The organism is Sphingomonas sp. BGYR3 (assembly GCF_025153455.1).
In the GTDB taxonomy this organism is placed as follows: Bacteria; Pseudomonadota; Alphaproteobacteria; order Sphingomonadales; family Sphingomonadaceae; genus Sphingomonas.
Genome location: NZ_JANZNT010000001.1, coordinates 1,771,634 through 1,796,548, shown reverse-complemented (window position 1 = coordinate 1,796,548; position 24,915 = coordinate 1,771,634). Strand labels below are relative to the sequence as shown.

Here is a 24,915-nt window from a genome sequence, read left to right as displayed (position 1 = left end):
CTGACCTTTAATTGACGACGGCGGCGCGGCGCAGATCGCGCGCGCGGGTGAGGATGATGTCCTCAAGCTTCTGGACCGTGGCGGCCTGAACCGGGGCATCGACCCACTGGCCGGCGCGGTTCACCTGACGCTGGGCGGCGATGCGCAGCGCATCGGCCCGCAGATCGCGATCCAGGATCGACACCGTGACCTTGCTCCGCTCGGTCGGGGTGTTGGGGTTCACATACCAGTCGGTCACGATGACGCCGCCGTTCGAATCGGTCTGCAGCAGCGGCATAAAGCCCAGCGTGTCGAGGCTGGCCCGCCACAGATAGCTGTTGACGCCGATGGTCGTCACCTGAGACGCGGCCAGATCGGCCTTGGGACGGTCCCGACCGCCACAGGCGGCAAGCGCCAGCACGGCAGGAGCCAGGATCAACAGACGCGACAGGCGGATCATCGGCATTTCCCTTGAACAAACGGGCGGCGCCGCGAAGGCGCGCGCCATCGGCTTCTATAGATGCTGGCGCACAAGCCGCAAGCCGGGCGCCATTCATCGCCCCTATGTGGATAACGCGCAACAGGTTGGCGGGAAAGCGACTCTGGCAGTGGAACTTGCACCGTCGTTCGTGGTAGCGCTTTCAGTGGGAAGGACGAACCGATGACATTGGGTCGGATCATGGCCGGGACGGGAATAGTCGCGCTTTTGCTCGGCACCATCGTCGCGCCTGCGATCAGCGCCCGTGAAACCGCGATCGACCGTGCACCCGTCCGCTTTACCAACAGCGTTGCGACCCCGCTGGGCAGCTTTACGCCGGCGACCGCCGACCCGCGACTCGCGGCGCTGATCGCCCGCACGGGGATGAGCGCGACGGGGTTCCGCTTTACGCCCGCCAGTGATTCGGTTGATCGGCGAAAGCCGGTGACGGTTGCCGTGCGCGCCCGTTCCAGCCGGATGCCGGTTCTGTCCGACCGGACGGCCGCCGCTGCCCCGTCGGGTGTGGCGCTTGCCCCCATTGCCTATGACCTGGGCGTTTCGGTCGGCTGGAAGCGGTTTGCCGTTTCCGGTGCGATGACGCGCGTCGACCTGGCCGGTGCGCCGGGCAGCCAGGAACGCGTCGACTTGGGCCTTGGCTATCGCGGCAAGCGGGCCAGTGCGGCGGTCAATGCCGGCACCACCCGCCCGCTGACCGACGCGCCGGTCGCGATCACCGATCTGCCCAGCTATTCGGTCGACCTGACCAGTTCCTATTCGCTGACCCGCAACCTCGATGTGACGGCGGGCGTGCGGTACAAGGCAGAGCGGGATCGCCTGCCCCAGATTCAGGACAATCGCCGCGATAGCCAGGCGGTTTATGTGGGCACTGCCTTCCGCTTCTGATCGCTGAGCGCCGTTCCGCTCAGCCGCGGGCGATGCTGCCCGAAAACGCCTCGATCCCTGCCCAGCCGTGAATTCCGCGCCAGTTGAGGCCGCGCGCCCGCCGCGCATTCATACCGCCCAGCAGGACGACCGGGGCCGGTGCGCCAATCACGAGTCGCCGCAGCCGTGATCGATCCAGCGGCGGCGCGCCCGGATGCGACCGGGTGGCAAAGACCGGTGACAGAAACACCAGGTCCGCCCGCGCCCGCCGGGCCAGGCGAAGTTCCGCCGGGTCATGGACGGGCATGGTCCGGATCGCCGGGCGGCCGCGCTCGGCATGGCGGCCATGCACGCCCGCTTCCCCGGCCGCCAGCCGCAGCCGGCCGGCACGCAGTACGAGCAGGTGCCGCGATCGTGCAATCTGCAACACCCGGTTGAACAACCGCCGCCGCTCTGCCGTCGGGGTGGCGTAATGGCGCAGGACGATGCCAGTGCCGGGGGGCAGGCGTCGGACGATATCCAGCAATCGATCGCCCAGCCGCTCGTCGGTCATCAGCCATATGCGGGGCAGCAGGGAGGGGTGGCGGCGGGGCATTGCCCTGCCTATAGCGCGGGCCATGTCCGAACTCGATCCCAAGACGCGGCTGGCCGACGTGCACCAGCAGATTGATCGCGCCGCCCGGCTGGCGGGGCGAAAGGCCGATGCGGTGACTCTGATCGCCATCAGCAAGACGCATGAGGCCGATGCGATCCGCCCGCTGATCGATGCCGGGCAGCGGGTGTTTGGCGAAAACCGGGTGCAGGAGGCGCAGGGCAAGTGGCCCGCGCTGATCGAGGCGACGCCAGACCTGACGCTGCATCTGGTCGGGCAATTGCAGTCGAACAAGGCGGAGGATGCCGTCCGCCTGTTCGATGCCATTCATTCGGTCGACCGCCCGTCGCTGGTCAGCGCGCTGGCAAAGGCGATGGATCGCACCGGGCGGCGGCCGGACTGTTTCATCCAGGTGAATATCGGGGACGAGCCGCAAAAGGGCGGTTGTGCGGTGGCGGAACTGCCCGCGCTGCTGGCCGAGGCGCAATCCGCCGCTCTGCCGGTCGCCGGGCTGATGGCGGTGCCGCCGCTGGAGGTGGATCCTGCCCCCTATTTCGCGCTGCTGGCCAAGCTGGCGCGCGATCATGGGCTGACCGGCCTTAGCATGGGGATGTCGGGAGATTACCCGACCGCCGTCACGATTGGCGCAACCCATGTCCGGGTCGGCAGCGCCCTGTTCGGCGCTCGGGGATGAGCATGATCCAGCGCCTGTTCGGGCTGGTGTTGCCCAAGGCATGGATGCGCGGGCTAGAGCGCGAATCCCGGCAGTGGATCATGCGGTGTGTCGCATGCGGCCACGGTCGATCGGTGTGGGATGCAGGCGGCATCCGCTATGGCGCGACTGGAACCCCGCGCATGCGGATCCGCTGCCGTCAGTGTGGCGGCAGACTTGGACAATTGCGACGCGAGGTAGATGATGCGTTTTGACGGTATCCTGTTCGATTTCGACGGCGTGGTCATCGAAAGCGAATATGAGGGCAATGCCCATATCGCGGATTACCTGTCGCGGATCGGCCATGCGACCAGCGTCGAACACGCGATGACGCATTTCATGGGCCTGTCGGGGCGTCAGTTCATCGACGCGATCGAGGGATGGATCGGCCGCCCGCTGCCCGAGGATTTCTATGCCGAGCGCGCGGCGGAGGACGCCCGTGCGATGCGCGAGGGGGTGGGGCCGGTCAACGGCGCGATTGCGTTTATCCGGTCGCTGCCCGCCGATCTGCCGATCGCCATCGCATCGTCGTCCAGCCATGCGTGGATCCGCCGGCACCTGGACCATAATGGCCTGCTCGACCGGTTCGACGGCCGCATCTTCAGCGGGAAAGAGGATGTGCCGCCCGGCCGGGGCAAGCCTGAGCCGGACCTGTATCTGTACGCCGCCCGGTCCATCGGGCTGGACATCGGGCGCGCGGTCATTCTGGAAGATTCGCCGGTGGGCGTCACGGGCGCACTGAAAACCGGGGCGACGGTGATCGGGGTGACGGCGGCCAATCACTGCGTGAACGGTCATGCCGACCGTCTGCGCGCGCTGGGCGTCACGCATATCGCCCCGGATTATGACGCGGTGCGCGACCTGATCGGTCTGACGACCGCCTGACGGGTTTGTGGGAAAGGTGCCAGGGGTTCTGTTGCCCGGCCCCCTGGCGGCCGCTGGTGTCCACTTCTGTTGCCCGGTGTGGCCCGTACCGCGCTTTTGTCTGACTAACCTAGTCCGTGAGGACTTGGGTTAGGCCGCAATCGCGAGCGCCTCGTTATCGTTGGCACTTGTAAAATGGGCCGTCGCGGTGGTCCCATTCCGAGCGAAAGCTGCGCCTTTCAACACACGTCGATCCTAGTTCGGCCCCAATAGCTGAGCCGCTCGGTCGGCACGCTTCACACGTGTCGACCAACCGGCTCAGGTGGTGGAGCCGCCGGGTACTGCCCCCGGGTCCGCTGCGCCTACTTGATACGCCGCAGTTTATCGCCATAGCCGGGCGAACCCGGCCCGACCGATATAGGCAGCGCGCCGAATAATGCCAAGTCCGATCGGAATTCGCCATTTCCCCGCCACAATGCGGGCGTTATAGGACAGTCATGCTCACCCAGCGTTCCCGCTATGCCCTGCGCGCAATGCTGTTCCTGGCGACTCAGCCGGTCGATGGCGCGCCGACGCCGATGAACCGGATCGCGGCCAATGCCAATGTGCCGCGCAAGTTCCTTGAGCTGATCCTGGCGGACCTGCGCGAGGCGGGGTTCATCCATTCGATGCGCGGCAAGGCGGGCGGCTATCACCTGTCGCGTCCTGCGCACCTGATTTCGCTGGGCGAGGTGATCCGCGTGATCGAAGGGCCGCTGGCGCTCGTCCCCTGTGTCAGCCGCACCGCCTATCGCCCATGCAAGGATTGCGCGGACGAAGCGACCTGCGCCATCCGCATCGCCATGGCGCGCGTGCGGGACGAAACCGCCCGCATTCTGGATGGCACCAGCCTGGCCGACGCCACCGCCAAGGAACTCGCCGCGGCCTGAACCGCGCGCTAGAAGCCCAGCCGCTTCGCCGCCGCCATCAACCGCGCCTCCCGATCCGGGGCAAGCCGGTCGGCTCGTGCGCGGTAATCGGCAACCGTTTCAGCCATCGCACGATCGGGCGACCCGCTGTCAAAGGGCGGGGCGGGATCATATTCCAGCGCCAGCTGAATCAGCCGGGCATGATCCTCTCCCTGGATCGCGGCGGTCAGCGCCAGGGCAAAGTCGATGCCCGCCGTCACGCCGCCGCCCGTTGCCCGGTTGCGGTCGATCACGGTGCGCGCGCGCACCGGCTCTGCACCGAAACGGGCAAGATGGTGGTGCCACATCCAGTGCGTGGTCGCGCGATAGCCGCGCAGCAGCCCCGCGGCGCCGAGGATCAGGGCGCCGGTGCAGACACTGGTGACCCATTGCGCCTGTTCGCCGACCCGTTGCACCCAGGCCAGGCTTTCAGGATCGTCGATCACGTCCTCCACCGCCATGCCGCCGGGCACCATCAGGATATCGGCCGCGGTTACATCACTCATCCGCGCGGTGGGCAGGATGGCAAAGCCGCTGTCGGTCGGTACCGGATCCAGCGTTCGCGCGACATAGTGCACCGGTCCGGTGCCCAGCCGCGAGAGCACCTGAGCCGGGCCGGTCAGGTCAAGCTGCGTCATGCCGGGAAACAGCAGGAAAGCGATGCGGGGAGCGCCGTCCATCGTCATTCCGCCGCCATCAGATCGCTGGCCCCGCCCAGATCGACGCTGACCAGCCGGCTGACGCCGCGTTCCACCATCGTGACGCCGAACAGGCGGTGCATCCGGCTCATCGTCGCGGCGTTGTGCGTGACGATCAGGTAGCGGGTGCGGGTTTCGCGCGTCATTGCATCCAGCAGGTCGCAGAACCTGTCGATATTGGCATCGTCCAGCGGCGCATCCACTTCATCCAGCACGCAGATCGGCGCGGGGTTGGTCAGGAACAGCGCAAAGATCAGCGCAACGGCGGTCAGCGCCTGTTCGCCGCCCGACAACAGGGTCAGCGATTGCAGTTTCTTGCCCGGCGGCTGGGCCATGATTTCCAGCCCCGCCTCCAGCGGATCATCCGAATCGATCAGCTCCAGATGCGCCTGTCCGCCATCGAACAGGGTGGTGAACAGCCGCCGGAAATGCCGGTCCACCGCCTCGAACGCAGCGGTCAGCCGCTGGCGCCCCTCCCGGTTCAGCGTGCCGATGCTGCCGCGCAGCCCGGCCACCGCCTCGGCCAGTTCGGCGGCTTCTGCGGCGCTTGTCTCACGCGCGCCTTCCAGTTCGGCCAGCTCGCTTTCCGCGACCAGATTGACCGGCCCGATGCGTTCCCGGTCCAGCATCAGCCGTTCATGCGCCGCCGACTCGCTGGCCGGATCGCGCACCGCTGCGCCGTCGAAGCCCGCGCGTTCGGGCAGCAGCGGCGGCGGACATTCGAACCGCTCGCCCGACAGCCGGCCCATTTCGACCCGGCGCAGGTCCTGATTTTCGGCACGCGCGGCGGCGCCCGCCCGCGCCTCCCGCGCCTCGGCCAGCGCCTCGGCGGCGATCCGGCTGGCCTGTTCCATCGCGGCCAGCGCCTGTTCGGCGTCGCGTTCATGCTGACGGGCGTGAACGGCGGCCGATTCGATCCCGAGATAGGCGTCGGCCAGCGCGTCGATCTCTGCCGTCAGGGCATCGGGCCGGTCGGCAATCGCGGTGCGTTCGTCGGCCAGCGCCGCCGCACGTGCATCCATATCAGTGATGCGGCGCGCCGCTTCGCCTGCACGGGCGTTCCAGCCCTGTCGCTCGGCACTGGCGGCGGCAATCCGATTCCGGTCGGTGGCCATCGCCTGATCCAGCGTGGCGCGTTCCGCGCGCCGCAGGGCCACGTCGGCGCGGCGTGCCTCTGCCTCACCGGACAGCAGGGCCACCTGAGCGGCCGTGGCGCTGCCATCGGGCAGGGCGTCCAGCGCAGCGGCGGCGCGATCACGCTCGGCACGGGCATCGCCATGCTCGGCCGCCACCCGTTGTTGCCGGGCGGCAAGGTCGGCGCGCTGGGCCGCCAGCCGCTCGATCTGCGCGCTCAGCCGGTCTTCGGTCCGGGTTGCGTCGCGCAGCTCGATTTCCCCCGATTCCATGTCGCGCCGCGCCGATGCGATGGCCGTGCGACACGCAGCCAGCCGTTGATCGATCGCCACCAGCGCGGCATCGGCAGCGGCCAGCGCCGCCTCTGCCGCCGGCCGCTGCGCCTCGATCGCGCGCAGCCGGTTGACCCGGATCAGCCGCTCCGCCGCCGCAGCGCCGCCGCCGCGCGTGACATAGCCATCCCATCGCCGCACGGCCCCGGCCAGCGTGACGAGGCGTTGACCCACGGCCAGCGGCTGACCCGCATCCTCATCCACCACCAGTATCTGTGCCAGCCGCCGGGCAAGCGCAGCCGGCGCATCGACATGCCGGGCAAGCGGCGTCGCCCCGGCGGGCGGGGGCGGATCGCCGGGCAGGGGGTCGGCCCCGGCCCAGTGCCTGTCGGCCGCGGGATCCAGCCCAGCCTCAAGATCATCGCCCATCGCCGCTGCCAGCGCGCGTTCGAACCCGTCCGCAACGGTCAGCCGGTCAAGCAGCCGGTCGTTCGTGGCCGCCGCCGTCGCCTTGCGCAGCGCCGCCGCCTCTCCGTCCAGCATCGACAGGTCGGCATGGGCATGGGCGCGCACGCCCTGTGCCTGTTCCCGCGCGGCATGGACGGCGCGTTCCTCCGCCTCTGCATTGGCGAGCTGTGTCCGGGCCGCATCGATGCGGGTCGCCGCCGCCTCGCGCCGCTGCGCCGCGCTGGTCCGTTCGGCCTCAAGCGGGGCGGCATCGCTGAGGGCGGAAAGCTCCGCAGTGGCGCGGGCAACGTCGCGCTCGGCCCGTTCCAGCCGCTGTCCAGCGGCGGCCAGCGCGGCGCGGGCGACGCGGATATCCGCAGCCTCGCTTGCCTGTGCCGCCAGGATCTGGGCCAGCGCGACTTCGGCATCGCGGGCAGTCCGCTCCGCCTCGGCCAGGGTGCTGTCCATGGCGGGCAGCCGGGCCGACGCCTCGCGCACCTGCTGTTCCAGCGCCTTGACCTCACCGGTCAGCCGGGCAATCGCTTCTGCCGCATCGCTGGCCAGCGCGCCTTCGCGCGCGCGGTCGGCGGCCAGCCGTTCTTCTGCAGCCCGGATTTCGGCCAGCCGCCGTGCGGCGCTGCCCTGTTCGGAGCGGAGCGTTTCCAGCCGGTGGCGCGTTTCCGCCGCCCGGTCATGCGCGGCAAGGGCATTGGCGCGGGTCGTTGCCAGTGCATCGGTGGCCGCGCGGGCGTGGGCGGCGGCGGCATCCAGCGCGGCCATCCGTTCGGCGACCAGCGCCTCGGCGGCCTTTGCCTCGGTCCGCGCCGCATCGGCAGCGGCGGCGGCATCGCGCCACCGGGCATAGATCATCCGCGCCTCTGCCACGCGGATCTGATCGGAGAGGGTGCGATATTTCTCCGCCTGTCGCGCCTGACGACGCAGCTGTGCGATCCGCCCCTCCTGATCGGCGATCAGTTCGCCAAGCCGGGTCAGGTTCGCCTCGGTCGCGCGCAGTTTCTGTTCGGCGTCCCTGCGCCGCACGTGCAGCCCGGCGATGCCGGCCGCTTCCTCCAGCATCTGGCGACGTTCGGCCGGTTTTGCGGCGATGATCGCGCCGATGCGGTTCTGGCTGACCAGTGCGGGGGAATGCGCGCCCGTCGCCGAATCGGCAAAGAGCAGCGCGACATCCTTTGCCCGGACGTCGCGGCCATTGATCCGATAGGCGGAACCGGCACCGCGTTCGATGCGGCGCACCACCTCCATCTCCTCGCCGCCGTCCAGATCGGCGACCAGCGAGACTTCGGCAAATTCGCGGGCAGGGCGCGATGCCGTGCCCGCGAAGATCACATCCTCCATCCCCGAACCGCGCATGGACCGGGGGCTGTTTTCCCCCATGGTCCAGCGCAGCGCCTCAAGCAGATTGGATTTGCCGCACCCATTGGGGCCGACGATCCCGGTCAGCCCCGGTTCGATCCGGAGATCGGCGGGATCGACGAAGCTCTTGAAGCCGGTAAGGCGCAGCCGCTTGATCTGCACGGGTGGTTGCGGCCCTCCCGCTTCAGGCTGCGCCGCCGGTCATCAGGCGCCGGCAGCCTTTAGCGCGGCTTCGACCTGGCTCCATGCCGAAGCGTCGATGGAACGGCCGTTCAGCAGGAAGGCAGGCGTGCCGTTGACCTTGAACTCGGTCGTCGCGGCCTGGGTCTGCTTGGTCAGCCGCTCGATCGCCGCCTTGTCGGCCAGGCACGCCTTGGCCTTTGCCTCCGGCACGCCGCGCTGCTTGATGAAATCCACATAGCCCATCGTTTCGCCGATATAGGCGGCAAGGGCGTTGGGATCGTTCTGCAACGCCTGGGCGCGCTGTTCGGAAATTGTCGACTGCTTGGCGATGAATGCCGACTGGTTGGCCATCATCTGGTCGAGCACCGGGAAGAACGCGGTGTCGGGCACGCAATTGCCCAGCAGGATCGGCGCCAGATCGACGACGCCGTGCACCGGAAATTCGCGGAATTCAAAGCTGACCTTACCGGTGGAGATGTAGTTGGCCTTGAGCGGCTCCATCCCCTCCAGCGCAAAGCGGGCGCAGGTCGGGCAGGTGCGCGATCCATATTCCACCAGCTTCAGCGGCGCATTGGGGTTGCCCAGGCGAACGCCGCCCTCCGGCGTGCGGGCGACCGTTGTCGTCCAGTTCTGGCCCGCGGGCGGGGGCGCTGCCTCCACCGGGCCTTCGGCAACGACATTGCCCTCTGCACCGCCGCCACAGGCGACCAGAACCAGAGGCAGGGCGAGGATGAGCTTACGCATCGTCAACGACGGTCTCCTGACAAGATATTTCGGGCGTTCTGGCCGGTTCCGCGCGCGGGATCAACTGATCTTGGCAATCGGCAGCGGCAGGGGCGGGCTATCCTCGATCCCGGCGGCCAGCGCCTCCAGCACCCGGAGCAATTCGGGATCGGCAACGGCGCGGACATTCTCGCCCACCTGCACCGGATTGGGTGGCGGGGCCGGGCGGGGCGGGGCGGGGGCGCGGCGGGGCGGCGCGGCCTGCCGGAACACGATCCGGGCGACGGCGGCATAGCCGAAGAACCGGTTCACCCGGTCCATGATCTCTGGCGAGATGTGCTGCATCATCGTGCCATAGGCAGGCGATACCTGTAGCGTCAGCACGCCATTGTCCCGCTGTCCGTGCGGAAAGCGCAGCGATTCGGGTTGCGACACCCGGGCATAGCGTTCGCCGACGATTTCGGGCCAGCGCGTGACGATCGCGCTTTGCACGAACCCGAACCGGCGAAATGCCGCGCGGCCGACATCGGGCAGCAGATCGGCGACCGACCGCGTGCCGCCGACGCGCTGGCGCGGCAGATCATGAGTCGGTGCAGGTTGCCGGGATTTGGCCATGGCCGCTTTCATGCCATAGGGCGGCCGTGCCCGCCAGTCCGTCAGACCCCGTAGCGATCGCGCCCGCCCTGCTCGGCTGGTATGATCGCAGCGCGCGCACCCTGCCCTGGCGTGCGCCGCCGGGCGCGCCGGCCATGGACCCCTATCGCGTATGGCTGTCCGAGGTGATGCTGCAACAGACGCAGGTCGCCACCGTCATCCCTTATTTCCACGCCTTCACCACGCGCTGGCCCGGCTTTGCCGCGCTGGCTGCGGCGGACGAGGGTGACGTCATGGCGGCATGGGCGGGGCTTGGCTATTATTCCCGCGCGCGCAACCTGATCGCCTGTGCCCGCGTGGTGGCGCAGGCGCATGGCGGGCGGTTGCCGGAGACGGAGGCGGCGCTGCTGACCCTGCCCGGGATCGGTGCCTATACCGCCGCTGCCATTGCCGCCATCGCGTTCGGCCGGCGCGCGGTGGTGGTGGACGGCAATGTCGAACGGGTGGTCGCGCGGCTGTTCGCCATCGGCCAGCCGCTGCCCGCCGCACGGCCGCTGATCCGTGCGCAGACCGATGCGATCACGCCGGACGACCGTCCGGGCGATTTCGCGCAGGCGATGATGGACCTGGGCGCGACCGTCTGTACGCCGCGCAATCCCCAATGCCTGATCTGTCCGCTGCGGGGCGGTTGCCGCGCGGCCATGGCCGGCAATCCGACGGAGTATCCGGTCAAGGCGCCGCGCAAGGCAAAGCCGGTGCGCCATGCGACCATGTTCTGGGTGGAACGGGATGGCCACGTCCTTTTGGAGCGGCGGCCGGATCGCGGGTTGCTGGGCGGGATGCTGGCGCTGCCCACCGGGCCATGGGCGGATACGCCGCCGGACCTTGCCGATGCGCCGGTATCGGGGGACTGGCGCTGGGCCGATGGCACGGTGCGCCATGTGTTTACGCATTTCGAACTGCATTGCCGCCTTGCGACCGTCACATTGCCGATGCACATCCACAGCAATGGCCATTGGTGGCCGGTGGATCAGCTGGACCGGGCAGGGCTGCCGACGCTGTTCGCCAAGGTCGCCGGATTGCGAAGGAACGGATGATGAAGCGGTTGATCCTGATGCTGGCGCTGAGCAGCATTGCCTGTGCCCCGGTGATGTCGGAACCGGCCGCGCCCCCCGTTGCACCGGCCAGTGCATCGGCTGACCTGTCCGGTCTGGACGCCCTGGCGCGCCGGTATGTCGCGGAAAACAAGACGCCGGGCATCGCGATGGCGATCGGGGTCGGCAATGCGCCGACGACGTTCATCAGCGCGGGCAAGCTTGCCGACGATCCCAATGCGCCGGCGGCAACGCCCGACAGCCTGTGGCGCGTTTATTCCATGACCAAGCCGGTAACGGCGATGGCGGCGATGATCCTGATCGAGGAAGGCAAGCTGCGCCTGGATCAGCCGATTGCCGAGGTGCTGCCCGAATTCGCGCAGATGAAGGTGCTGACCGATCCGGCCAAGAGCCTGGACAGCCGGCCGGCAAAGACGCCGATCACCGTGCGTCACCTGCTGACCCACACCGCCGGGCTGGGCTATTCCATCGTCACCACCGGCCCGTTGCTGAACGAATATAACCGGCTGGGGCTGCTGCCTGCGGCGGTCAATGTGCAGATGGAAGCGCAGATGGCCGCCGCCCGGCCCGACAGCCTTCAGGAATTCGCCCGCCGCGTTGCCAGCGCGCCGCTGATCGCTGAACCGGGGACGGTGTGGAGCTATTCGATCAGCCTGGATGTGCTGGGCGCGGTGATCGAAAAGGCGAGCGGGATGCCGTTCGACCGCTTTGTCCAGACGCGATTGTTCGATCCGCTGAAGATGACGTCAAGCTTCTGGACGGTCCCGGAAAGCGCGGCGTCGCGGCTGGCCACCAACTACACCTTTGTCGGGGACAACCGGATTCCGGTCGATCCGGGCATTGGATCGCTGTGGACCCGTGCGCCGGAATTTCCCTATGGCGGCGCGGGCCTGGTCATGTCGGCGCGCGATTATGACCGGTTCCTGCATATGCTGCAGAACAAGGGCGAGCTGGACGGTGCCCGCGTGATGAAGCGCGAGACGGCGGAACTGGCGATGTCCAATCTGTTGCCGCCGGGCGTCGATTACGAACGGGCAGCGGCCAATACCGGGGGCGACCGCGCGGCGGCGACCATGGGCTATGGCGCGGGCGGCAGCGTCTATCTGGCCGACAAGGCGGGCGGCGCGGGCGCCGGCACTTATGGCTGGGGCGGGGCGGCGGGCACCGTTGCCTGGGTCGATCCGAAGAACGGCGTGCGCGGCACGATCATGGTCAATTATTTCCCCAGCGACAAATGGCCGCTGCGCGATGAAGCGACCAAGGCTGTTTACGCCGACATCGCCGCCAAGTGATTCCGCAGCCCGGATTTAGCGGCGGCTGGCTGGACCGCGCCGATGCCCTGCGCCAGCAGCCGGAGCGGGTGGCCGCGATGCTGGCCGATCCCGCATCGCGCCTGTTGCGGCTGACCGCGCTGGAGCCGGAACTGGACGGGGCGGGGCGGCTGGTCTGGGACGGGATTGCCACGCTGGCGGCGGATGCGCAGCCGCTGCTGCTGGGGATCCGCGACGGCATTGCGCACTTTGCCGCCGCGCGCACCGACGATCCGGCGGCGTTCGGCCGGTCGCCCACGCTGACCGCATTGCTGGGCGAGATGCGGCATGAGGAAGCGGCGGTCTATGCCGTCGCCCGCAGCCTGATCGACTGGCATCGGCGGCACGGGTTCTGCGCCAATTGCGGGCAGGCGAACGATATGGCGCGGGCGGGATGGATGCGCGCCTGTTCCGCTTGCGGGGCGGAACATTATCCGCGCACCGATCCCGTCGTCATCATGCTGGCCGAACGCGGCGACCGGGTGCTGCTTGGCCGCCAGCCCAGCTGGCCCCCGGGCCGGTGGTCGGCGCTGGCCGGATTTGTCGAGGTGGGCGAGACGATCGAGGAAGCGGTGCGGCGCGAAACGATGGAGGAAGCGGGCATCAGCGTCGGCGCGGTCCGCTATATCGCCAGCCAGCCCTGGCCGTTCCCGTCATCGCTGATGATCGCGTGCATCGGCAAGGCGCTGGACGAGGCAATCACGATCGACGCCAACGAGCTGGAACAGGCGCGCTGGTTCACCCGGGACGAGGTTTCCGCCGCGCTGGCGGGAGCCGATGATGCTGCGTTCATCCCCGCGCCGCCCTATGCCATCGCGCACACGCTGATGACCGCCTGGATTGCCGGGGCCTAGCGCCGCAACAGGAACACCGCGTGCTGCGCCGTCCAGTTCGCCGCCCAGGGCGAACGCAGCTGACCGTCAGTCAGATACCAGGCGCCCTCGATCGTGATCTGCCGCTCGTCCAGAAAAGCGCGGAAATCATCGACCGACAAATGGTGGATATTGGGCGTGTCATACCATTGCGCGGGCAGCGCCCGCGTCACCGGCATCCGGCCATGGCGAAGCAGGAACAGGCGCATCCGCCAATGCGCGAAATTGGGAAAGCTGACGAAAGCGCGCGCACCGATGCGCAGCAGTTCGTCCAGCACCCGGTCGGGCCGGCGCGTCGTCTGCAATGTCTGGCTGAGGATCGCGTAATCGAAACTCTGGTCGGGATAGCCGGCAAGGTCGGTATCGGCATCGCCCTGTACCACCGACAGGCCGCGGCCGATCGCGGCGGCGACATTGGCGGCATCCAGTTCAAGCCCGCGCGCGTTGACCCCGCGCGCATCGCGCATCGCCGCCATCAACTGTCCGTCGCCGCACCCGACATCCAACACACGGGCACCCGGCGCCACATTGTCGGCGATGACGGCAAGGTCGGGGCGCAGCGCCGTCATCGGCCATTCCCCAGAAAGCCCGCCACCACCTGGTTCATTTCCGGCGCATCCAGCAGGAATGCGTCATGGCCGAACGGGCTGGACAGCTCGACAAAGCTGGCCTCTGCCCCGGCGGCGTGCAGGGCATGGACGATCGCGCGGGATTCGGCGGTGGGATACAGCCAGTCGGTATCGAAACTGACCACGCAGAACCGGGTCCGCGTCCCCTTGAACGCATTGGCGAGCAGGCCGCCATGTTCCTCGGCCAGGTCGAAATAATCCAGCGCACGGGTGATGTAGAGATAGCTGTTGGCATCGAACCGGTCGGTAAAGGCCAGGCCCTGATGCCGCAGATAGCTTTCCACCTGAAAATCCGCGTCGAAGCCGAAGGTCTTGCTTTCCCGCGCCTGCAGCTTGCGGCCGAATTTTGCGGTCAGCCCCGCTTCCGACAGATAGGTGATGTGCGCCGCCATCCGCGCCACGGCCAGGCCGGCGGCGGGCGGCTGACCCGCGCCATAATAATCGCCGCCGCGCCAGTTGGGATCGGCCATGATCGCCTGTCGCCCGACCTCGTGAAACGCGATGTTCTGGGCCGAATGGCGCGCGGTCGATGCGATGATGACGGCCGAGCGGACCCGGTCGGGGAACGTCGCGGCCCAGCTCAACGCCTGCATCCCGCCCATCGACCCGCCGACCACGGCCTTCAGCGTGCCGATGCCCAGATGATCGAGCAGCATCGCCTGTGCCCGCACCATGTCGCGGATGGTGATGACCGGAAAGCCCATGCCCCAGGGGCGGCCCGTTGCCGGATTGATCGTCGCCGGACCGGACGAGCCCATGCAACTGCCCAGCACATTGGTGCAGATGACGAAATGATGCGCGGGATCAATCGGCTTGCCCGGCCCGATCATCCGCGTCCACCAACCGGGCTTGCCGGTGACGGGGTGGGTCGATGCAACATGATGATCACCGGTCAGCGCATGGCAGATCAGAATGGCGTTGGAACGATCGGCGTTCAGCGTGCCATAGGTCTGATACGCGATTTCGACGGGCGCCAGCTGCGCACCCGAATCGAGCACGAGCGGTCCGGGCAGGATCGCAGTTGGGCTGGAGCCGGGCCGTGCATCGTCTGACATCGGTCGCGGAAGTAGGGCCAGCCAGTGCGCGGCGCAAGCAGGACGGCGCGCCTTGCCATCCCGGCCAAGCTGCGCCATGGCCCCCGGCCATGAACGCTCCCATGCCCAAACCGTGGATCATGGACATCGCCCCCTATGTGCCGGGCAAGTCCAAGACCGACAGCGGCACCGTTGCCGCCAAACTTTCGTCCAACGAAAATCCGCTGGGCTGTTCGCCCCATGCGGAGGTGGCGTTCGAGGCGGGGCGGACCAGCCTGGCCCGCTATCCCGACGCCAGCGCCGCCGGGTTGCGCGAGGCGATTGCCGAGGCCCATGGCCTCGACCCCGCCCGCGTCATCTATGGCACCGGGTCGGACGAGGTGCTGCATCTGGTTGCCGGGGCCTATGCCGGGCCCGGGGATGAGGTGATTTTCGTCCGCTACGGATTTTCCGTCTATGAAATCGCCGCCCGGCGCGTGGGCGCAACGCCCGTCATCGCACCGGACAAGGATTATGCGACTGATGTGGACGCGATCCTGGCCTGTGTCAGCCCGCGCACCCGCATCGTCTATATCGCCAACCCCAACAACCCGACCGGCACTTTTGCCCCGCGCGAGGAAATCGCCCGGCTGCACGCAGGCCTGCCCGGTGACGTGATGCTGGTGATCGATCAGGCCTATGCCGAATATCTGTCGGCGGAGGAGGACGATCTGGGCCTGGAAATGGCCCGGACGCTGCCCAATGTCATCGTCACGCGGACCTTTTCCAAGATTTACGGCCTGGCCGCGGAACGCATCGGCTGGGGCTATGGTTCGGCCGAGGCGATCGGCGCGATGCACCGCATCCGGGCACCGTTCAACGTGACCACGGCGGGCCAGATGGCCGCCATCGCCGCGCTGAAGGATCAGGATTTCGTCGCGCACAGCCGCGATCACAATGCCCGGTGGCGCAGCTGGCTGGAGGGAGAGATTGCGGCGATGGGCAATCACGGCCTTCGCCTGGTGCCAAGCTGGTGCAACTTCATCCTGGTTCTGTTCGAAGGCGCGGTGACGGCAGAGGTCGCGTATCACGCGCTGATGGAGCGGGGCTATATCGTCCGCTGGCTGCCCGGCCAGGGGCTGCCCCATGGCCTGCGCATCTCGATCGGGACCGAGGATGAGACGCGCGGCGTGGCCGCTGCGCTGCGCGAGATCGTGACGGCGGGATGAGCGCGGTCCGTTCGGTCGCCATCATCGGGCTGGGTCTGATCGGCGCGTCCATCGCGCGGGCGACGGCCGCGATGCTGCCGGACGTGCGGGTGACCGGGCATGACAGGGATGCGGGCGTGCGCGACCGGGCACGGGCCATCGGCCTGTGCGATGTGATCGACGATCCGGCCGAAGCGGTGGCGGGCGCGGACCTGATCGTGCTGTGCGTGCCGGTCGGCGCGATGGGCGATGCGGCGCGGGCGCTGGCCCCCGGCCTGTCGCCCGGCGCGATCGTCAGCGATGTGGGATCGTGCAAGGCGAGCGTCGCGGCCGCGCTGGTCGACGCATTGCCGGATGCCATCGTCATCCCCGCGCACCCGGTGGCGGGGACCGAACAGAGCGGCCCGGAGGCCGGATTTGCCACCCTGTTCCGGGGGCGGTGGTGCATCCTGACCCCGGCCGAGGGCACCGATCCGACGGCGGTCGAGCGGCTGGCGGCCTTCTGGCGCGGTATCGGCGCCGATGTCGAGACGATGGATGCCGAACATCATGACCGGGTGCTGGCGATCACCAGCCATCTGCCGCACCTGATCGCCTATACCATCGTCGGCACGGCGTCGGACATGGAGGCGGTGACGCGTAGCGAGGTGATCAAATATTCCGCCGGGGGCTTTCGCGACTTTACCCGCATCGCGGCCAGCGACCCCACCATGTGGCGCGACGTGTTCCTGGCCAATCGCGAGGCGGTGCTGGAAATGCTGCAGCGTTTTTCAGAGGACCTGTCGGCGCTGCAGCGCGCCATACGCTGGGGCAAGGGCGACGAGCTGTTCGAACTGTTCAGCCGCACCCGCGATATCCGGCGCGGCATCGTGGAACAGGGTCAGGACGATGCCCGCCCCGATTTCGGACGGGTCCACGACTAGTGTGAAAGGGTTCCGGGGCGGTCGAGCAGGTTGATCGCCCGGTGCACCTCAACCTCGATCGCGTCCCTTGAACGGCCGGCCGGAATGGTATCGCCGATCCGCATCGTCACGGTGCCTGCGCGCAGCGGGCCGGTGCGCGGCCAGGCATAGCCGCTGTCCACCGCGATCGGCACGACGGGCAGGTCGAGCAGTTTGTACAACCCGGCGAAACCCGATTTCAGCGGCGGTTGCTCGCCCGGCTGTACCCGCGTCCCTTCCGGGAAAATCGCGATGGACCGGCCGCGCGCGGCGGCGGCGCGCCCTTCCTTCATGATGTGGCGCAGCGCCCGCGCCGATGCGTCGCGGTCGGCGACGATGCAGCCATAGCGGACGGCCAGCCATCCCCAGACGGGGATTTCGGCCAGTTCGCGTTTCAGGATGATCGCCGGGCCACCGAAATGCGCGGCCATGACCAGCGTTTCCAGCATCGACTGGTGCTTGATGGCATAGAGCACCGGTCCCTCGGGCCGCGTCCCTTCGATCCGGATGCGGACGCCGGCACAGATCCGCGCGATCGCCAGCGCCATCGCCGCCCAGCGCCCGGCATAGACGATCAGGCCGCGTTGCCCCCAGATCAGGCTGACCGGCGCGGCCAGCACGACCGGCACGGACAGGGCGACGAAAACCAGCTGGAACAGGCGGTGGCGCAACCAGATCGTCATGGGTCAGCCGCCAATGCCCAGCAACAGTGCCAGCCGCCGCACCGCATATTTGTGATATTCGCGCAGCAGCGCCCGGAACGGCGCATTGGTTGCCACCGGATCCTCGACCACGCGAATATCGGGGCCAAGCGAATTGCGCAGTTCCAGGCTGGCGCGGGCCATATGCCAGTCGGACGTCACCAGCCGGACCGACCGGTAGCGGCGCGAGAGCACCCAGGCGCGGGTTTCATCGGCATTCGACCGGGTATCCACCGCCTCATGCCCCAGATCGACGCAGCAGCGGAACAGCGTGGTCGGCGCGCCATATTGCACGGCCAGCTCGACCGGGCGGACATCGGGATCGACACCTGAAATCAGCATCCGCTTCGCCTCGCCCGCCCGCATCAGGGCAAGGCCACGGTCGATCCGTCCGGCGGCGCCTGTGACCACGACGATCGCGTCGGTCCGCTCGTCCGTTGCCGGCTGTCCGAACGACACGAGGAACCATGCAAGGCCGCCGATCCACAGGATGAACGCCAGCGCGATCAGGCGTGCGGCCCAGCGAAGGAGCATCATGGCACCTGCTCCAGCGCGCGCATCACCGCAATCCGCGCCGCGATCAGGGCGGCAAGGCCAAAGGCAACGGGCAGCGCGATCAGCGCCAGCGCATCGCGCGGACCCAGCAAGCCGCCCTCGATCATCGCGGAATCCATCGCCGCTGCCTGCCACTGCACGACGATCAGCACCAGTGCCGCCGCGCCCGAACCGATCAGCCCGCCGATCAGCGTGTCGAGCGCGATCCGCGCCTCGAACAACCGGGCGACCTGCTTGTCCATCGCTCCCAGCAGGTGCAGCACGTCGATCGTCAGCCGGTGGGTGTCCAGCCCCGACCGGACGGCCAGCACCACGACCAGCGTGGTTGCCAGCACCATCAGCACGACGATGCCCAGCGCCAGCCAGCCGAGCAGCCGGAACATCGACCGCACCGGCGCCAGCCAGCGGGCATGGCGTTCCACCTGCGCGCCGGGCGACAGCCTGCGCACCGCCAGTTCAACCGCGGCCATTGACGCTGCATCGCCGCCCGCCACGTCCACATCGATCATCGCGGGCAATGGCAGATCGGGGTCCAGCCCGGCATCGCCCAGCCATGGCTGAAGCAGCTGCGCCATCGCCGCGCGCTCGACCGGCCGGACGCCGGCGACCTGGGGCACGGTGCGCAGCCGACGGGCAAGGTCCGCCGCCGCCCGGTCCCGTACCGCCGCATCCCCCTCGATCAGCTGCACCGTCAACCGGCCGGCCAGCTGCCGGTCGAGCGACTGGCCCGCGCGCGCCAGCATCAGGCCGGCGGCGGCCGCCAGCGTGGTCAGGAACAGCATGATCGCCATGGTCCACAGCATCGCGCGGGTGCGGTGCCGTTCGTCCAGCAGGCGACGGTCGGCGGGCGAGGGGAGCCACAGGTCGGGCCGTTTCACAGGCCGCGCCCCGGCGGATGGCGCAACAGGCCGGACGGATCGACCAGCCGCCCCTTGTCGATGCGCAGCATTTCGGCGCGCGGGATCCGGCCGATCAGGTGGAAGTCGTGCGTCGCAACGACCACGGTGGTGCCCATCTGGTTCAGGCTTTCGAACAGGTAGAGCAGCCGTTCGGCCATGTCTGGATCGACATTGCCGGTCGGTTCGTCCGCGATCAGGATTTCGGGGCGTGAAATCACCGCGCGGGCGATTGCCACGCGCTGCTGCTCGCCGCCCGACAGGGTTTCCGGCGTCGCCCGGTCAAGCTGGGCCAGCCCGACCCAGGCCAGCATTTCCCGTACCGGCGCCTCGATCTCCGTCTCGCGCATCCCGGCAACGCGCAGCGGCAGGGCGATATTGTCATAGGCGGACAGGTGCGGGACCAGCCGGAAATCCTGAAACACCACGCCGATGCGCCGCCGGAATCCGGGCAGCCGGTCGCGGCGCAGCGCGCTCACATCCTCTCCGAACAGGCGGATGGCGCCGCGCGTCGGCCGCTGTGCCAGATAGAGCAGGCGCAGCAGCGACGTCTTGCCCGCGCCGGACGCCCCGGTAACAAAGGTGAACGCGCCTTCCGACAGGGCGAAACTGATGTCGCTGAGCGTTTCCGCGCCCGTGCCGTAACGAAGGCCGACCTGCTCGAACTGAACGATCTTGGCCATTCGCGCGCTGTCCCGCCGCTCCCCGTTTTCGTGCCACAATGCGACACGCCATCGCACGGTTGCTGGAATGGCTCAAGCCGGGCGTCTTTCGCTTGCCTTCACCATCGGACAACGCCTAGATTCGCGCATTCGCCGCCGTGTCGGTGTCTGACTGTTTCCGGGCCTGTCCATGATCATTGAATGCACCGAATGCCAGACCCGCTATCTCGTTCCCGATGCCGCCATCGGTGCGGAAGGGCGCACGGTCCGGTGCGCGAAATGCCGGCATAGCTGGTTTCAGCCGCCGACCATGACGCAGCCAGCACCCGCCGCCGCACCGCAGCCCGCAATCGCGGCTCCGGCGGCACAACCGGCGATGCCGGCGGCGACGGCGGTGGCTGCTGCCGCAGCGGCAGTCGCTGCGCCATCCCGTGCAGCGGGGCCGGGGATCGATGCCTTTGCCCATCGCGCGCCGTTTCGTCCCCGCCGCAATCCGGCCAAGCGCTGGACCGCCATGGCGGTGGGCGCGGGTGCGCTGATGCTGTTGGCCACAATCGGCATCCTGTTTGTCGATACGCCGGGCATTGCGCGTCAGATGGGGCTGGATTTCGTGTCGGCCGAAACGCCGCTTGGTCTGGTCAGCGATCCGGTCGACCGGCGCGCGCTGTCGGGCGGCAGCGAACTGTTCGCCGTTTCGGGCCGCGTCACCAACCCGACGGGCAGCGTGCAGCGCGTTCCCGATATCCGGGCGGACCTGCGCGATGGGCAGGGTCGGCTGGTCTATAGCTGGACGATCGCCCCGCCGCAGCGGAGCATCGAGCCGAATGGCGAAGTGCGGTTCAACACGGTCAAGCTGAACCTGCCTGCCAATGGCAAGCGCGTGGAATTGAGCTTTACCGGCCCGATCTAACGGCCAGCCTGCGCGCCACGACCCATAGCCGCGCACCGTTGAGCGCGGCGGCGGCGACCATGCCCAGCCCCGATGCCAGCGCAAGGCCGGTGCCGCCCCATCCCGCCGCATAAAATGCCCAGCCAAGGCCCCCTGTGATCACGAAATAGGCAAGGATCGAGTTGACCCCTGCCATCACCTGATCGCCCAGCGAGCGCAGCGCATAGACCAGCACCACCTGAATCCCGTCGAACAGGATGAAGGGCGCCCAGAGCATCAGCATCGCCGCCGCGACCGTCCAGGTTTCCGCCTCTGCCGGAAACAGGCTCGCCACGCTGCCCGGTGCAAGGATCATCGGCAGGGCAAGCAGGGCAGTGACCGCTGCCGCGAGTGCGACCGCGATCAGCGTGCGGGGGATCGCCGCTGCCGCCATGCCCTCGCCCACCGCATTGCCTGCCCGGACCCCCGCGGCCGAGCCAAGCCCGATGGCAAAGGAAAAGGTGACGTTGTGGGCGGAAAACACGATCTGGAACCCGTGCGCCACCTGATCCCCCAGCCGGGTGGACAGGGCGATCAGGATCGAAAACCCGGCAAGTTCAAGCGCAGAGGCAAGTGCAGGCACGAACCCAAAGCGCAGCAGGGCGGCGACGTCGCGCCACTGGATCGCCCAGCGGCTGCCCGCCAGACCGCGCTCGGCCGCGTCCGGCATTCGCCACGCCGCGATCAGCATCGCGCCAGCGCCGACCGCCGATGCGGTGACCGTTGCCGCAGCCGCGCCGACCGCACCCAGCAGGGGCAGGCCCAGATGCCCGCCGGACAGCGCCCAGGCGAGCAGCGCGTTGAGCGGCAGGATCGCCAGATTGATGACCATCGCGATGCGCGGCCGGCTGATCCCTTCGAAAAAGAAGCTGCAGGCCAGGATCACCAGCTGAAACGGCGCAGCCAGCGCCATCACCTGAACCACGCGGGCAGCGGCGGGCAGGATGTGGGGATCGACGCCGATCACGGTCAGGATCGGCGCCGCGAACAGCGCCAGGATGGCAGTGACGATCGCGGCCAGGCCTAGCGCGGCGACCAGCCCGTGGCGCAATGTCCGCCCGGTCGCCGCCCGGTCGCCCGCCCCATCGGCCTGCGCCGCATGGACCAGGATGCCCGACAGCCAGCCGACCGCCATGACGATGCTGATGAACGTAACAGCGCGGCTCGCCCCCAGCGCCGCCGCCTCCTGCGTCCCCGTCAGGCCGACGACGATGATGTCGGTGACGTGCAGGATCGTCCAGTTGAGGCTGGTCAGCACCACGGGCCAAGCCAGCGCCAAAAGGCGACGGGCCTCGGTACGGGCAGGCTGGGCGGCGGGGAATGACATGACGGGCGGCGTGTAGCGCGCCGCCCGTCGGAAGGGAAATCAGGGTCGCACGGCGATCAGGCGGCTTCCACCTCGGCCAGGGTCGGATAGTCGGTATAGCCCTCTGCCCCGCGCGAATACCATGTCGCCATGACGTCAGGGGCAAGATCCGCCCCGGTCTTCAGCCGTTCGACAAGGTCCGGGTTCGAAATGAACGGCCGGCCAAAGGCGATGCCGTCGGCATGGCCGCTTTCCACTTCGGGTGCGGCATTATGCGCACGATAATCCTGGTTCAGGATCAGCGGACGGGTGAACACGCGGCGGATGGCGGGCGACAGCTTTGGCTGATCCGTCTGGCCGAACGTGCCGTCCGGGCCGACCTCGCGCAGTTCGAGGAACGCGATCCCCTGATCGTTCAGCCATTGTGCGGCGGGCACGAACACCGCCTCCGGGTTGCTGTCGATCACGCCCTGCGTGTCGCCATTCGGGCTGAAGCGCACGGCCACGCGATCGGCACCCACGGCGCCAATCAGCCGCTCGACCGCCTCGCGCAGCAATCGGGTGCGGTTCTCCGGGCTGCCGCCATAATCGTCGTCGCGATGGTTGCTGCCGTCGCGCATGAACTGATCGATCAGATAGCCATTGGCGGCGTGGAGCTGAACCCCGTCGAAGCCGGCGGCGCGGGCATTGCGTGCGGCCCGCTCATAATCGTCGAGCACCCGGGCAATATCGTCCAGCGTGGCGGCCCGCGCCTCGCCATAGGGGCGCTTTGCCGTCTCGCTTTCCTTCAGGCTTTCATAAGTGCGCACCGCGCCGGGCGCCGTGGTGGCGGATGCCGACAGCGGGGCTGCCCCGCCCAGGAAATCGGGATGGACCAGTCGGCCCATATGCCAGAGCTGGGCAAAGATGCGGCCACCAGCGCGCTTGACCTGCTCGATCACCGGCTTCCATCCCTCGACCTGTTCATCGGTCCAGAGACCGGGGGTATAGGCCCAGCCCAGCCCTTCGCGACTGATCCCGGTCGCTTCGGAAATCAGCAGGCCGGCGGTGGCGCGCTGCGCATAATAATCGCCCATGATCGGCGTGGGGACGTGCGCCTCGGTCGCGCGGCCGCGGGTCAGCGGCGCCATCAGGACGCGGTTGGGCGCGGCGACGGCGCCAAGCTGGATCGGATCGAACAGGCTGGGCATGAAAAACTCCCGAAAAAGTCATTGCGTTGCGGCAAAGATAGGGGTGAAGCGGATCGATGCATCCCCAGCCGCCGGCCGAAAGCGTTTCAGCGCCCCAAGAAGAAATTGCTGCACCTGCTGCCTCGCCCGGCGCGGGGCCGCTGCTGGCGCTGATCGCGTCGAACATCCTGCTCGCCTTCGGGCCGCTGTTCGTGCGGCTGGCCGATACCGGGCCGGTGGCATCGGCGTTCTGGCGCATCAGCCTGGCCGTGCCGGTGCTGTTTGCCATTGCCGCCTGGCGCGGGCGCGGCTGGCTGGGCGAAGTGCCGCGGCTGTGGCCGATCCTGATGGTGTCCGGCATCGCCTTTGCCGCCGATCTGGCGGCCTGGCACCTTGGCATCCTGAAAACCTTCATGGCCAATGCCACGTTGTTCGGCAATTCGACGACGCTGTTCTTTCCGATTTACGGGTTCATCGTCCTGCGCGCCTGGCCCAGCCGGGCGCAGGCGGCGGCATTGGCGATGGCGATGGTGGGGGCCGCGCTGCTGCTTGGCCGGTCGGCACAGCTCAGCGCCGACAATATTCTGGGCGATCTGCTCTGCCTGCTCGCCGGGCTGCTCTACACCGTCTATTTCATCCTGATGGCGCGAGTGCGCGAGCGGCTGGACGCGGTACCTGCACTGGCGCTGTCCAGCCTGATGAGCGCCGCGCCACTGCTGATCTTTGCCATCCTGCTGGGCGAGCGGATCTGGCCGGGGGACTGGACGCCGCTGATCGCTTTGGCGCTGTGCAGCCAGATTCTGGGGCAGAGCCTGATCATCTATGCGCTGCATCACGTCTCGCCGCTGGTCGTCGGCATCGCCCTGCTGACCCAGCCGGTGGTGGGCGGGGTGACCGGATGGCTGTTGTTCGGCGAGCGGCTGGGCGTGCTCGACCTGATCGGCGCGCTGCTGGTTGCCGCCGCGCTCGTTCTGGTCCGGCGCGGCCCGGCGCTTGCGAAGTAGCGCCGCCGATCTAGATAAGACGTCAGGAGACTGAGCATGGCCGATCTGTCCGACGCGACCCTGGATGAACTGCGTGAGGCGCTGGCAGCGGAATTGCCCGCGCAGGCGGCGTTTGATGGTTGGAAACCGGCCGCGGTCGATGCCGCCGCCGACGCGCTGGGTGTCGACCGCGATGTCGCGCGGCTCGCCTTTCCGGGCGGCGCGGTCGACATGATCGATGCCTGGTTCGCGCAGGTGGACCGGGAAATGGAGGCACGGCTGCCCGCCGAGCAACTGTCCAACCTGAAAATCCGGGATCGCATCACCCGCCTGCTCGAAACGCGGCTGGATATCCTGGCCCCGGACCGGGAGGCGCTGCGCCGGGCGCTGGCCATTCTGGCGATGCCGCAAAACGCGCCGCGCGCGGTAAAGCTGGGCTGGCGATCGGCCGACCTGATGTGGCGGATGGCGGGCGATACCGCGACCGATTTCAACCATTATACCAAGCGGGTGACGCTGAGCCTCGTCTATTCCAGCACGATCATGGCGTTTCTGGACGATGAGAGCGACGATTTCGCCGACACGCGCGCGTTCCTGGCCCGCCGCATCGACAATGTGATGCAGTTCGAAAAGGTAAAGGCCAAATGGCGCGGGGCGGGCGGGGAACGCCCCAGCCTGACCCGGTTCATCGGCCGCCTGCGCTATCCCGCAATCTAATTGATAATCAGTCGCAGCAACGCTAAGGCGG

At 68.3% G+C, this 24,915-nt stretch carries 26 protein-coding genes and 1 other RNA gene; 12 read left to right on the top strand and 15 right to left on the bottom strand.

Features of this window, described 5'->3' with window-relative positions:
• Nucleotides 1-7: 7 nt before the first annotated feature.
• Nucleotides 8-439 carry a DUF3576 domain-containing protein gene (locus NYR55_RS08440; RefSeq protein WP_260020787.1) on the bottom strand — a complete coding sequence of 144 codons (432 nt, stop codon included), beginning with the start codon at nucleotides 437-439 and terminating at the stop codon, nucleotides 8-10.
• Nucleotides 440-640: 201 nt separating this feature from the next.
• On the opposite strand from NYR55_RS08440, the gene NYR55_RS08435 reads away from it, so the two are divergent.
• Nucleotides 641-1,360, top strand: a complete 720-nt coding sequence (locus NYR55_RS08435) for a hypothetical protein (RefSeq protein ID WP_260020785.1) — start codon at nucleotides 641-643, stop codon at nucleotides 1,358-1,360.
• Nucleotides 1,361-1,379: 19 nt separating this feature from the next.
• On the opposite strand, the gene NYR55_RS08430 is transcribed toward NYR55_RS08435, so the two are convergent.
• Nucleotides 1,380-1,934 carry a thiamine phosphate synthase gene (locus NYR55_RS08430; RefSeq protein WP_260020784.1) on the bottom strand — a complete coding sequence of 185 codons (555 nt, stop codon included), beginning with the start codon at nucleotides 1,932-1,934 and terminating at the stop codon, nucleotides 1,380-1,382.
• Between the two features lie 22 nt (nucleotides 1,935-1,956).
• Between NYR55_RS08430 and NYR55_RS08425 the strand changes: the two genes are divergently transcribed.
• Nucleotides 1,957-2,625 (top strand): YggS family pyridoxal phosphate-dependent enzyme, encoded by a 669-nt coding sequence (locus NYR55_RS08425; protein ID WP_260020783.1) that lies wholly within the window; start codon nucleotides 1,957-1,959, stop codon nucleotides 2,623-2,625.
• Between the two features lie 219 nt (nucleotides 2,626-2,844).
• Entirely contained in the window at nucleotides 2,845-3,528 is a 684-nt protein-coding gene (locus NYR55_RS08420; RefSeq protein WP_347709660.1) for an HAD family phosphatase, read from the top strand.
• Between the two features lie 54 nt (nucleotides 3,529-3,582).
• Here NYR55_RS08420 and ssrA read toward each other — a convergent pair.
• Nucleotides 3,583-3,954, bottom strand: a transfer-messenger RNA (tmRNA) gene (gene ssrA, locus NYR55_RS08415).
• A 50-nt stretch (nucleotides 3,955-4,004) separates the two neighbouring features.
• On the opposite strand from ssrA, the gene NYR55_RS08410 reads away from it, so the two are divergent.
• On the top strand, nucleotides 4,005-4,436 hold the full coding sequence (locus NYR55_RS08410) for an Rrf2 family transcriptional regulator (protein WP_260020780.1): 432 nt from the start codon (nucleotides 4,005-4,007) through the stop codon (nucleotides 4,434-4,436).
• A gap of 8 nt (nucleotides 4,437-4,444) precedes the next feature.
• On the opposite strand, the gene NYR55_RS08405 is transcribed toward NYR55_RS08410, so the two are convergent.
• Genes NYR55_RS08405 through NYR55_RS08390 form a run of 4 tightly spaced genes read right to left on the bottom strand, consistent with a single transcriptional unit; the run spans nucleotide 4,445 to nucleotide 9,900 of the window.
• Nucleotides 4,445-5,140 (bottom strand): DJ-1/PfpI family protein, encoded by a 696-nt coding sequence (locus NYR55_RS08405; protein ID WP_260020779.1) that lies wholly within the window; start codon nucleotides 5,138-5,140, stop codon nucleotides 4,445-4,447.
• Nucleotides 5,137-8,541, bottom strand: a complete 3,405-nt coding sequence (locus tag NYR55_RS08400) for an AAA family ATPase (protein WP_260020778.1) — start codon at nucleotides 8,539-8,541, stop codon at nucleotides 5,137-5,139. Before NYR55_RS08400 ends, NYR55_RS08405 begins: the two co-directional genes overlap by 4 nt.
• A 42-nt stretch (nucleotides 8,542-8,583) precedes the next feature.
• Nucleotides 8,584-9,306: a DsbA family protein gene (locus NYR55_RS08395; RefSeq protein WP_260020777.1), complete on the bottom strand. Its 723-nt coding sequence runs from the start codon at nucleotides 9,304-9,306 to the stop codon at nucleotides 8,584-8,586.
• A 60-nt stretch (nucleotides 9,307-9,366) separates the two neighbouring features.
• Complete coding sequence (locus NYR55_RS08390) at nucleotides 9,367-9,900, bottom strand: DUF721 domain-containing protein (RefSeq protein WP_260020776.1); 534 nt, start codon at nucleotides 9,898-9,900, stop codon at nucleotides 9,367-9,369.
• A 26-nt stretch (nucleotides 9,901-9,926) separates the two neighbouring features.
• Between NYR55_RS08390 and mutY the strand changes: the two genes are divergently transcribed.
• Genes mutY through nudC form a run of 3 tightly spaced genes read left to right on the top strand, consistent with a single transcriptional unit; the run spans nucleotide 9,927 to nucleotide 13,158 of the window.
• Nucleotides 9,927-10,976 (top strand): A/G-specific adenine glycosylase, encoded by a 1,050-nt coding sequence (mutY, locus tag NYR55_RS08385; protein WP_260020775.1) that lies wholly within the window; start codon nucleotides 9,927-9,929, stop codon nucleotides 10,974-10,976.
• Nucleotides 10,976-12,286 (top strand): serine hydrolase domain-containing protein, encoded by a 1,311-nt coding sequence (locus tag NYR55_RS08380; protein ID WP_260020774.1) that lies wholly within the window; start codon nucleotides 10,976-10,978, stop codon nucleotides 12,284-12,286. The genes mutY and NYR55_RS08380 overlap by 1 nt, the downstream gene beginning before the upstream one ends.
• A complete protein-coding gene (gene nudC / locus NYR55_RS08375) occupies nucleotides 12,286-13,158 on the top strand; it encodes an NAD(+) diphosphatase (protein WP_260021603.1) in 873 nt (290 codons plus the stop codon). Before NYR55_RS08380 ends, nudC begins: the two co-directional genes overlap by 1 nt.
• Here nudC and metW read toward each other — a convergent pair.
• Together metW and NYR55_RS08365 are read right to left on the bottom strand one after the other, a co-directional pair.
• On the bottom strand, nucleotides 13,155-13,745 hold the full coding sequence (metW, locus tag NYR55_RS08370; RefSeq protein ID WP_260020773.1) for a methionine biosynthesis protein MetW: 591 nt from the start codon (nucleotides 13,743-13,745) through the stop codon (nucleotides 13,155-13,157). The two genes, nudC and metW, sit on opposite strands and share 4 nt — an antisense overlap.
• The gene (locus NYR55_RS08365; protein WP_260020772.1) at nucleotides 13,742-14,860 is read right to left on the bottom strand and encodes a homoserine O-acetyltransferase; all 1,119 of its coding nucleotides are present in this window, start codon (nucleotides 14,858-14,860) and stop codon (nucleotides 13,742-13,744) included. Before NYR55_RS08365 ends, metW begins: the two co-directional genes overlap by 4 nt.
• An 89-nt stretch (nucleotides 14,861-14,949) precedes the next feature.
• On the opposite strand from NYR55_RS08365, the gene hisC reads away from it, so the two are divergent.
• Together hisC and NYR55_RS08355 are read left to right on the top strand one after the other, a co-directional pair.
• Complete coding sequence (hisC, locus tag NYR55_RS08360) at nucleotides 14,950-16,047, top strand: histidinol-phosphate transaminase (protein WP_260020770.1); 1,098 nt, start codon at nucleotides 14,950-14,952, stop codon at nucleotides 16,045-16,047.
• Nucleotides 16,044-16,949, top strand: coding sequence for a prephenate/arogenate dehydrogenase family protein (locus NYR55_RS08355; RefSeq protein WP_260020768.1), 906 nt, complete (start codon nucleotides 16,044-16,046; stop codon nucleotides 16,947-16,949). The genes hisC and NYR55_RS08355 overlap by 4 nt, the downstream gene beginning before the upstream one ends.
• Here NYR55_RS08355 and NYR55_RS08350 read toward each other — a convergent pair.
• Genes NYR55_RS08350 through ftsE form a run of 4 tightly spaced genes read right to left on the bottom strand, consistent with a single transcriptional unit; the run spans nucleotide 16,946 to nucleotide 19,802 of the window.
• Complete coding sequence (locus tag NYR55_RS08350; protein ID WP_260020766.1) at nucleotides 16,946-17,650, bottom strand: lysophospholipid acyltransferase family protein; 705 nt, start codon at nucleotides 17,648-17,650, stop codon at nucleotides 16,946-16,948. The two genes, NYR55_RS08355 and NYR55_RS08350, sit on opposite strands and share 4 nt — an antisense overlap.
• A gap of 3 nt (nucleotides 17,651-17,653) precedes the next feature.
• A complete protein-coding gene (locus NYR55_RS08345; RefSeq protein WP_260020764.1) occupies nucleotides 17,654-18,205 on the bottom strand; it encodes a YdcF family protein in 552 nt (183 codons plus the stop codon).
• Nucleotides 18,202-19,101, bottom strand: a complete 900-nt coding sequence (locus NYR55_RS08340; RefSeq protein ID WP_260020762.1) for an FtsX-like permease family protein — start codon at nucleotides 19,099-19,101, stop codon at nucleotides 18,202-18,204. The genes NYR55_RS08345 and NYR55_RS08340 overlap by 4 nt, the downstream gene beginning before the upstream one ends.
• Complete coding sequence (ftsE, locus tag NYR55_RS08335; RefSeq protein WP_260020760.1) at nucleotides 19,098-19,802, bottom strand: cell division ATP-binding protein FtsE; 705 nt, start codon at nucleotides 19,800-19,802, stop codon at nucleotides 19,098-19,100. Before ftsE ends, NYR55_RS08340 begins: the two co-directional genes overlap by 4 nt.
• 169 nt (nucleotides 19,803-19,971) lie before the next feature.
• On the opposite strand from ftsE, the gene NYR55_RS08330 reads away from it, so the two are divergent.
• The gene (locus tag NYR55_RS08330; RefSeq protein WP_260020758.1) at nucleotides 19,972-20,691 is read left to right on the top strand and encodes a zinc-ribbon domain-containing protein; all 720 of its coding nucleotides are present in this window, start codon (nucleotides 19,972-19,974) and stop codon (nucleotides 20,689-20,691) included.
• Here the strand turns inward: NYR55_RS08330 and NYR55_RS08325 are convergent.
• On the bottom strand, nucleotides 20,675-22,036 hold the full coding sequence (locus tag NYR55_RS08325) for an MATE family efflux transporter (RefSeq protein WP_260020756.1): 1,362 nt from the start codon (nucleotides 22,034-22,036) through the stop codon (nucleotides 20,675-20,677). The genes NYR55_RS08330 and NYR55_RS08325 overlap by 17 nt on opposite strands.
• 56 nt (nucleotides 22,037-22,092) lie before the next feature.
• Entirely contained in the window at nucleotides 22,093-23,205 is a 1,113-nt protein-coding gene (locus tag NYR55_RS08320) for an alkene reductase (RefSeq protein ID WP_260020755.1), read from the bottom strand.
• A gap of 56 nt (nucleotides 23,206-23,261) precedes the next feature.
• On the opposite strand from NYR55_RS08320, the gene NYR55_RS08315 reads away from it, so the two are divergent.
• Complete coding sequence (locus NYR55_RS08315; RefSeq protein WP_260020754.1) at nucleotides 23,262-24,188, top strand: DMT family transporter; 927 nt, start codon at nucleotides 23,262-23,264, stop codon at nucleotides 24,186-24,188.
• A 36-nt stretch (nucleotides 24,189-24,224) separates the two neighbouring features.
• A complete protein-coding gene (locus tag NYR55_RS08310; protein WP_260020753.1) occupies nucleotides 24,225-24,884 on the top strand; it encodes a COQ9 family protein in 660 nt (219 codons plus the stop codon).
• Nucleotides 24,885-24,915: the final 31 nt, after the last annotated feature.

Bases quoted from the DNA above. Each gene is read 5' to 3' on its own strand.
- NYR55_RS08440 (WP_260020787.1), bottom strand. From the start codon at position 439: ATGATCCGCCTGTCGCGTCTGTTGATCCTGGCTCCTGCCGTGCTGGCG.
- NYR55_RS08435 (WP_260020785.1), top strand. From the start codon at position 641: ATGACATTGGGTCGGATCATGGCCGGGACGGGAATAGTCGCGCTTTTG.
- NYR55_RS08430 (WP_260020784.1), bottom strand. From the start codon at position 1,934: ATGCCCCGCCGCCACCCCTCCCTGCTGCCCCGCATATGGCTGATGACC.
- NYR55_RS08425 (WP_260020783.1), top strand. From the start codon at position 1,957: ATGTCCGAACTCGATCCCAAGACGCGGCTGGCCGACGTGCACCAGCAG.
- NYR55_RS08420 (WP_347709660.1), top strand. From the start codon at position 2,845: ATGATGCGTTTTGACGGTATCCTGTTCGATTTCGACGGCGTGGTCATC.
- NYR55_RS08410 (WP_260020780.1), top strand. From the start codon at position 4,005: ATGCTCACCCAGCGTTCCCGCTATGCCCTGCGCGCAATGCTGTTCCTG.
- NYR55_RS08405 (WP_260020779.1), bottom strand. From the start codon at position 5,140: ATGACGATGGACGGCGCTCCCCGCATCGCTTTCCTGCTGTTTCCCGGC.
- NYR55_RS08395 (WP_260020777.1), bottom strand. From the start codon at position 9,306: ATGCGTAAGCTCATCCTCGCCCTGCCTCTGGTTCTGGTCGCCTGTGGC.
- NYR55_RS08390 (WP_260020776.1), bottom strand. From the start codon at position 9,900: ATGGCCAAATCCCGGCAACCTGCACCGACTCATGATCTGCCGCGCCAG.
- NYR55_RS08380 (WP_260020774.1), top strand. From the start codon at position 10,976: ATGAAGCGGTTGATCCTGATGCTGGCGCTGAGCAGCATTGCCTGTGCC.
- metW (WP_260020773.1), bottom strand. From the start codon at position 13,745: ATGACGGCGCTGCGCCCCGACCTTGCCGTCATCGCCGACAATGTGGCG.
- NYR55_RS08365 (WP_260020772.1), bottom strand. From the start codon at position 14,860: ATGTCAGACGATGCACGGCCCGGCTCCAGCCCAACTGCGATCCTGCCC.
- hisC (WP_260020770.1), top strand. From the start codon at position 14,950: ATGAACGCTCCCATGCCCAAACCGTGGATCATGGACATCGCCCCCTAT.
- NYR55_RS08355 (WP_260020768.1), top strand. From the start codon at position 16,044: ATGAGCGCGGTCCGTTCGGTCGCCATCATCGGGCTGGGTCTGATCGGC.
- NYR55_RS08350 (WP_260020766.1), bottom strand. From the start codon at position 17,650: ATGACGATCTGGTTGCGCCACCGCCTGTTCCAGCTGGTTTTCGTCGCC.
- NYR55_RS08345 (WP_260020764.1), bottom strand. From the start codon at position 18,205: ATGATGCTCCTTCGCTGGGCCGCACGCCTGATCGCGCTGGCGTTCATC.
- ftsE (WP_260020760.1), bottom strand. From the start codon at position 19,802: ATGGCCAAGATCGTTCAGTTCGAGCAGGTCGGCCTTCGTTACGGCACG.
- NYR55_RS08330 (WP_260020758.1), top strand. From the start codon at position 19,972: ATGATCATTGAATGCACCGAATGCCAGACCCGCTATCTCGTTCCCGAT.
- NYR55_RS08325 (WP_260020756.1), bottom strand. From the start codon at position 22,036: ATGTCATTCCCCGCCGCCCAGCCTGCCCGTACCGAGGCCCGTCGCCTT.
- NYR55_RS08320 (WP_260020755.1), bottom strand. From the start codon at position 23,205: ATGCCCAGCCTGTTCGATCCGATCCAGCTTGGCGCCGTCGCCGCGCCC.
- NYR55_RS08315 (WP_260020754.1), top strand. From the start codon at position 23,262: ATGCATCCCCAGCCGCCGGCCGAAAGCGTTTCAGCGCCCCAAGAAGAA.
- NYR55_RS08310 (WP_260020753.1), top strand. From the start codon at position 24,225: ATGGCCGATCTGTCCGACGCGACCCTGGATGAACTGCGTGAGGCGCTG.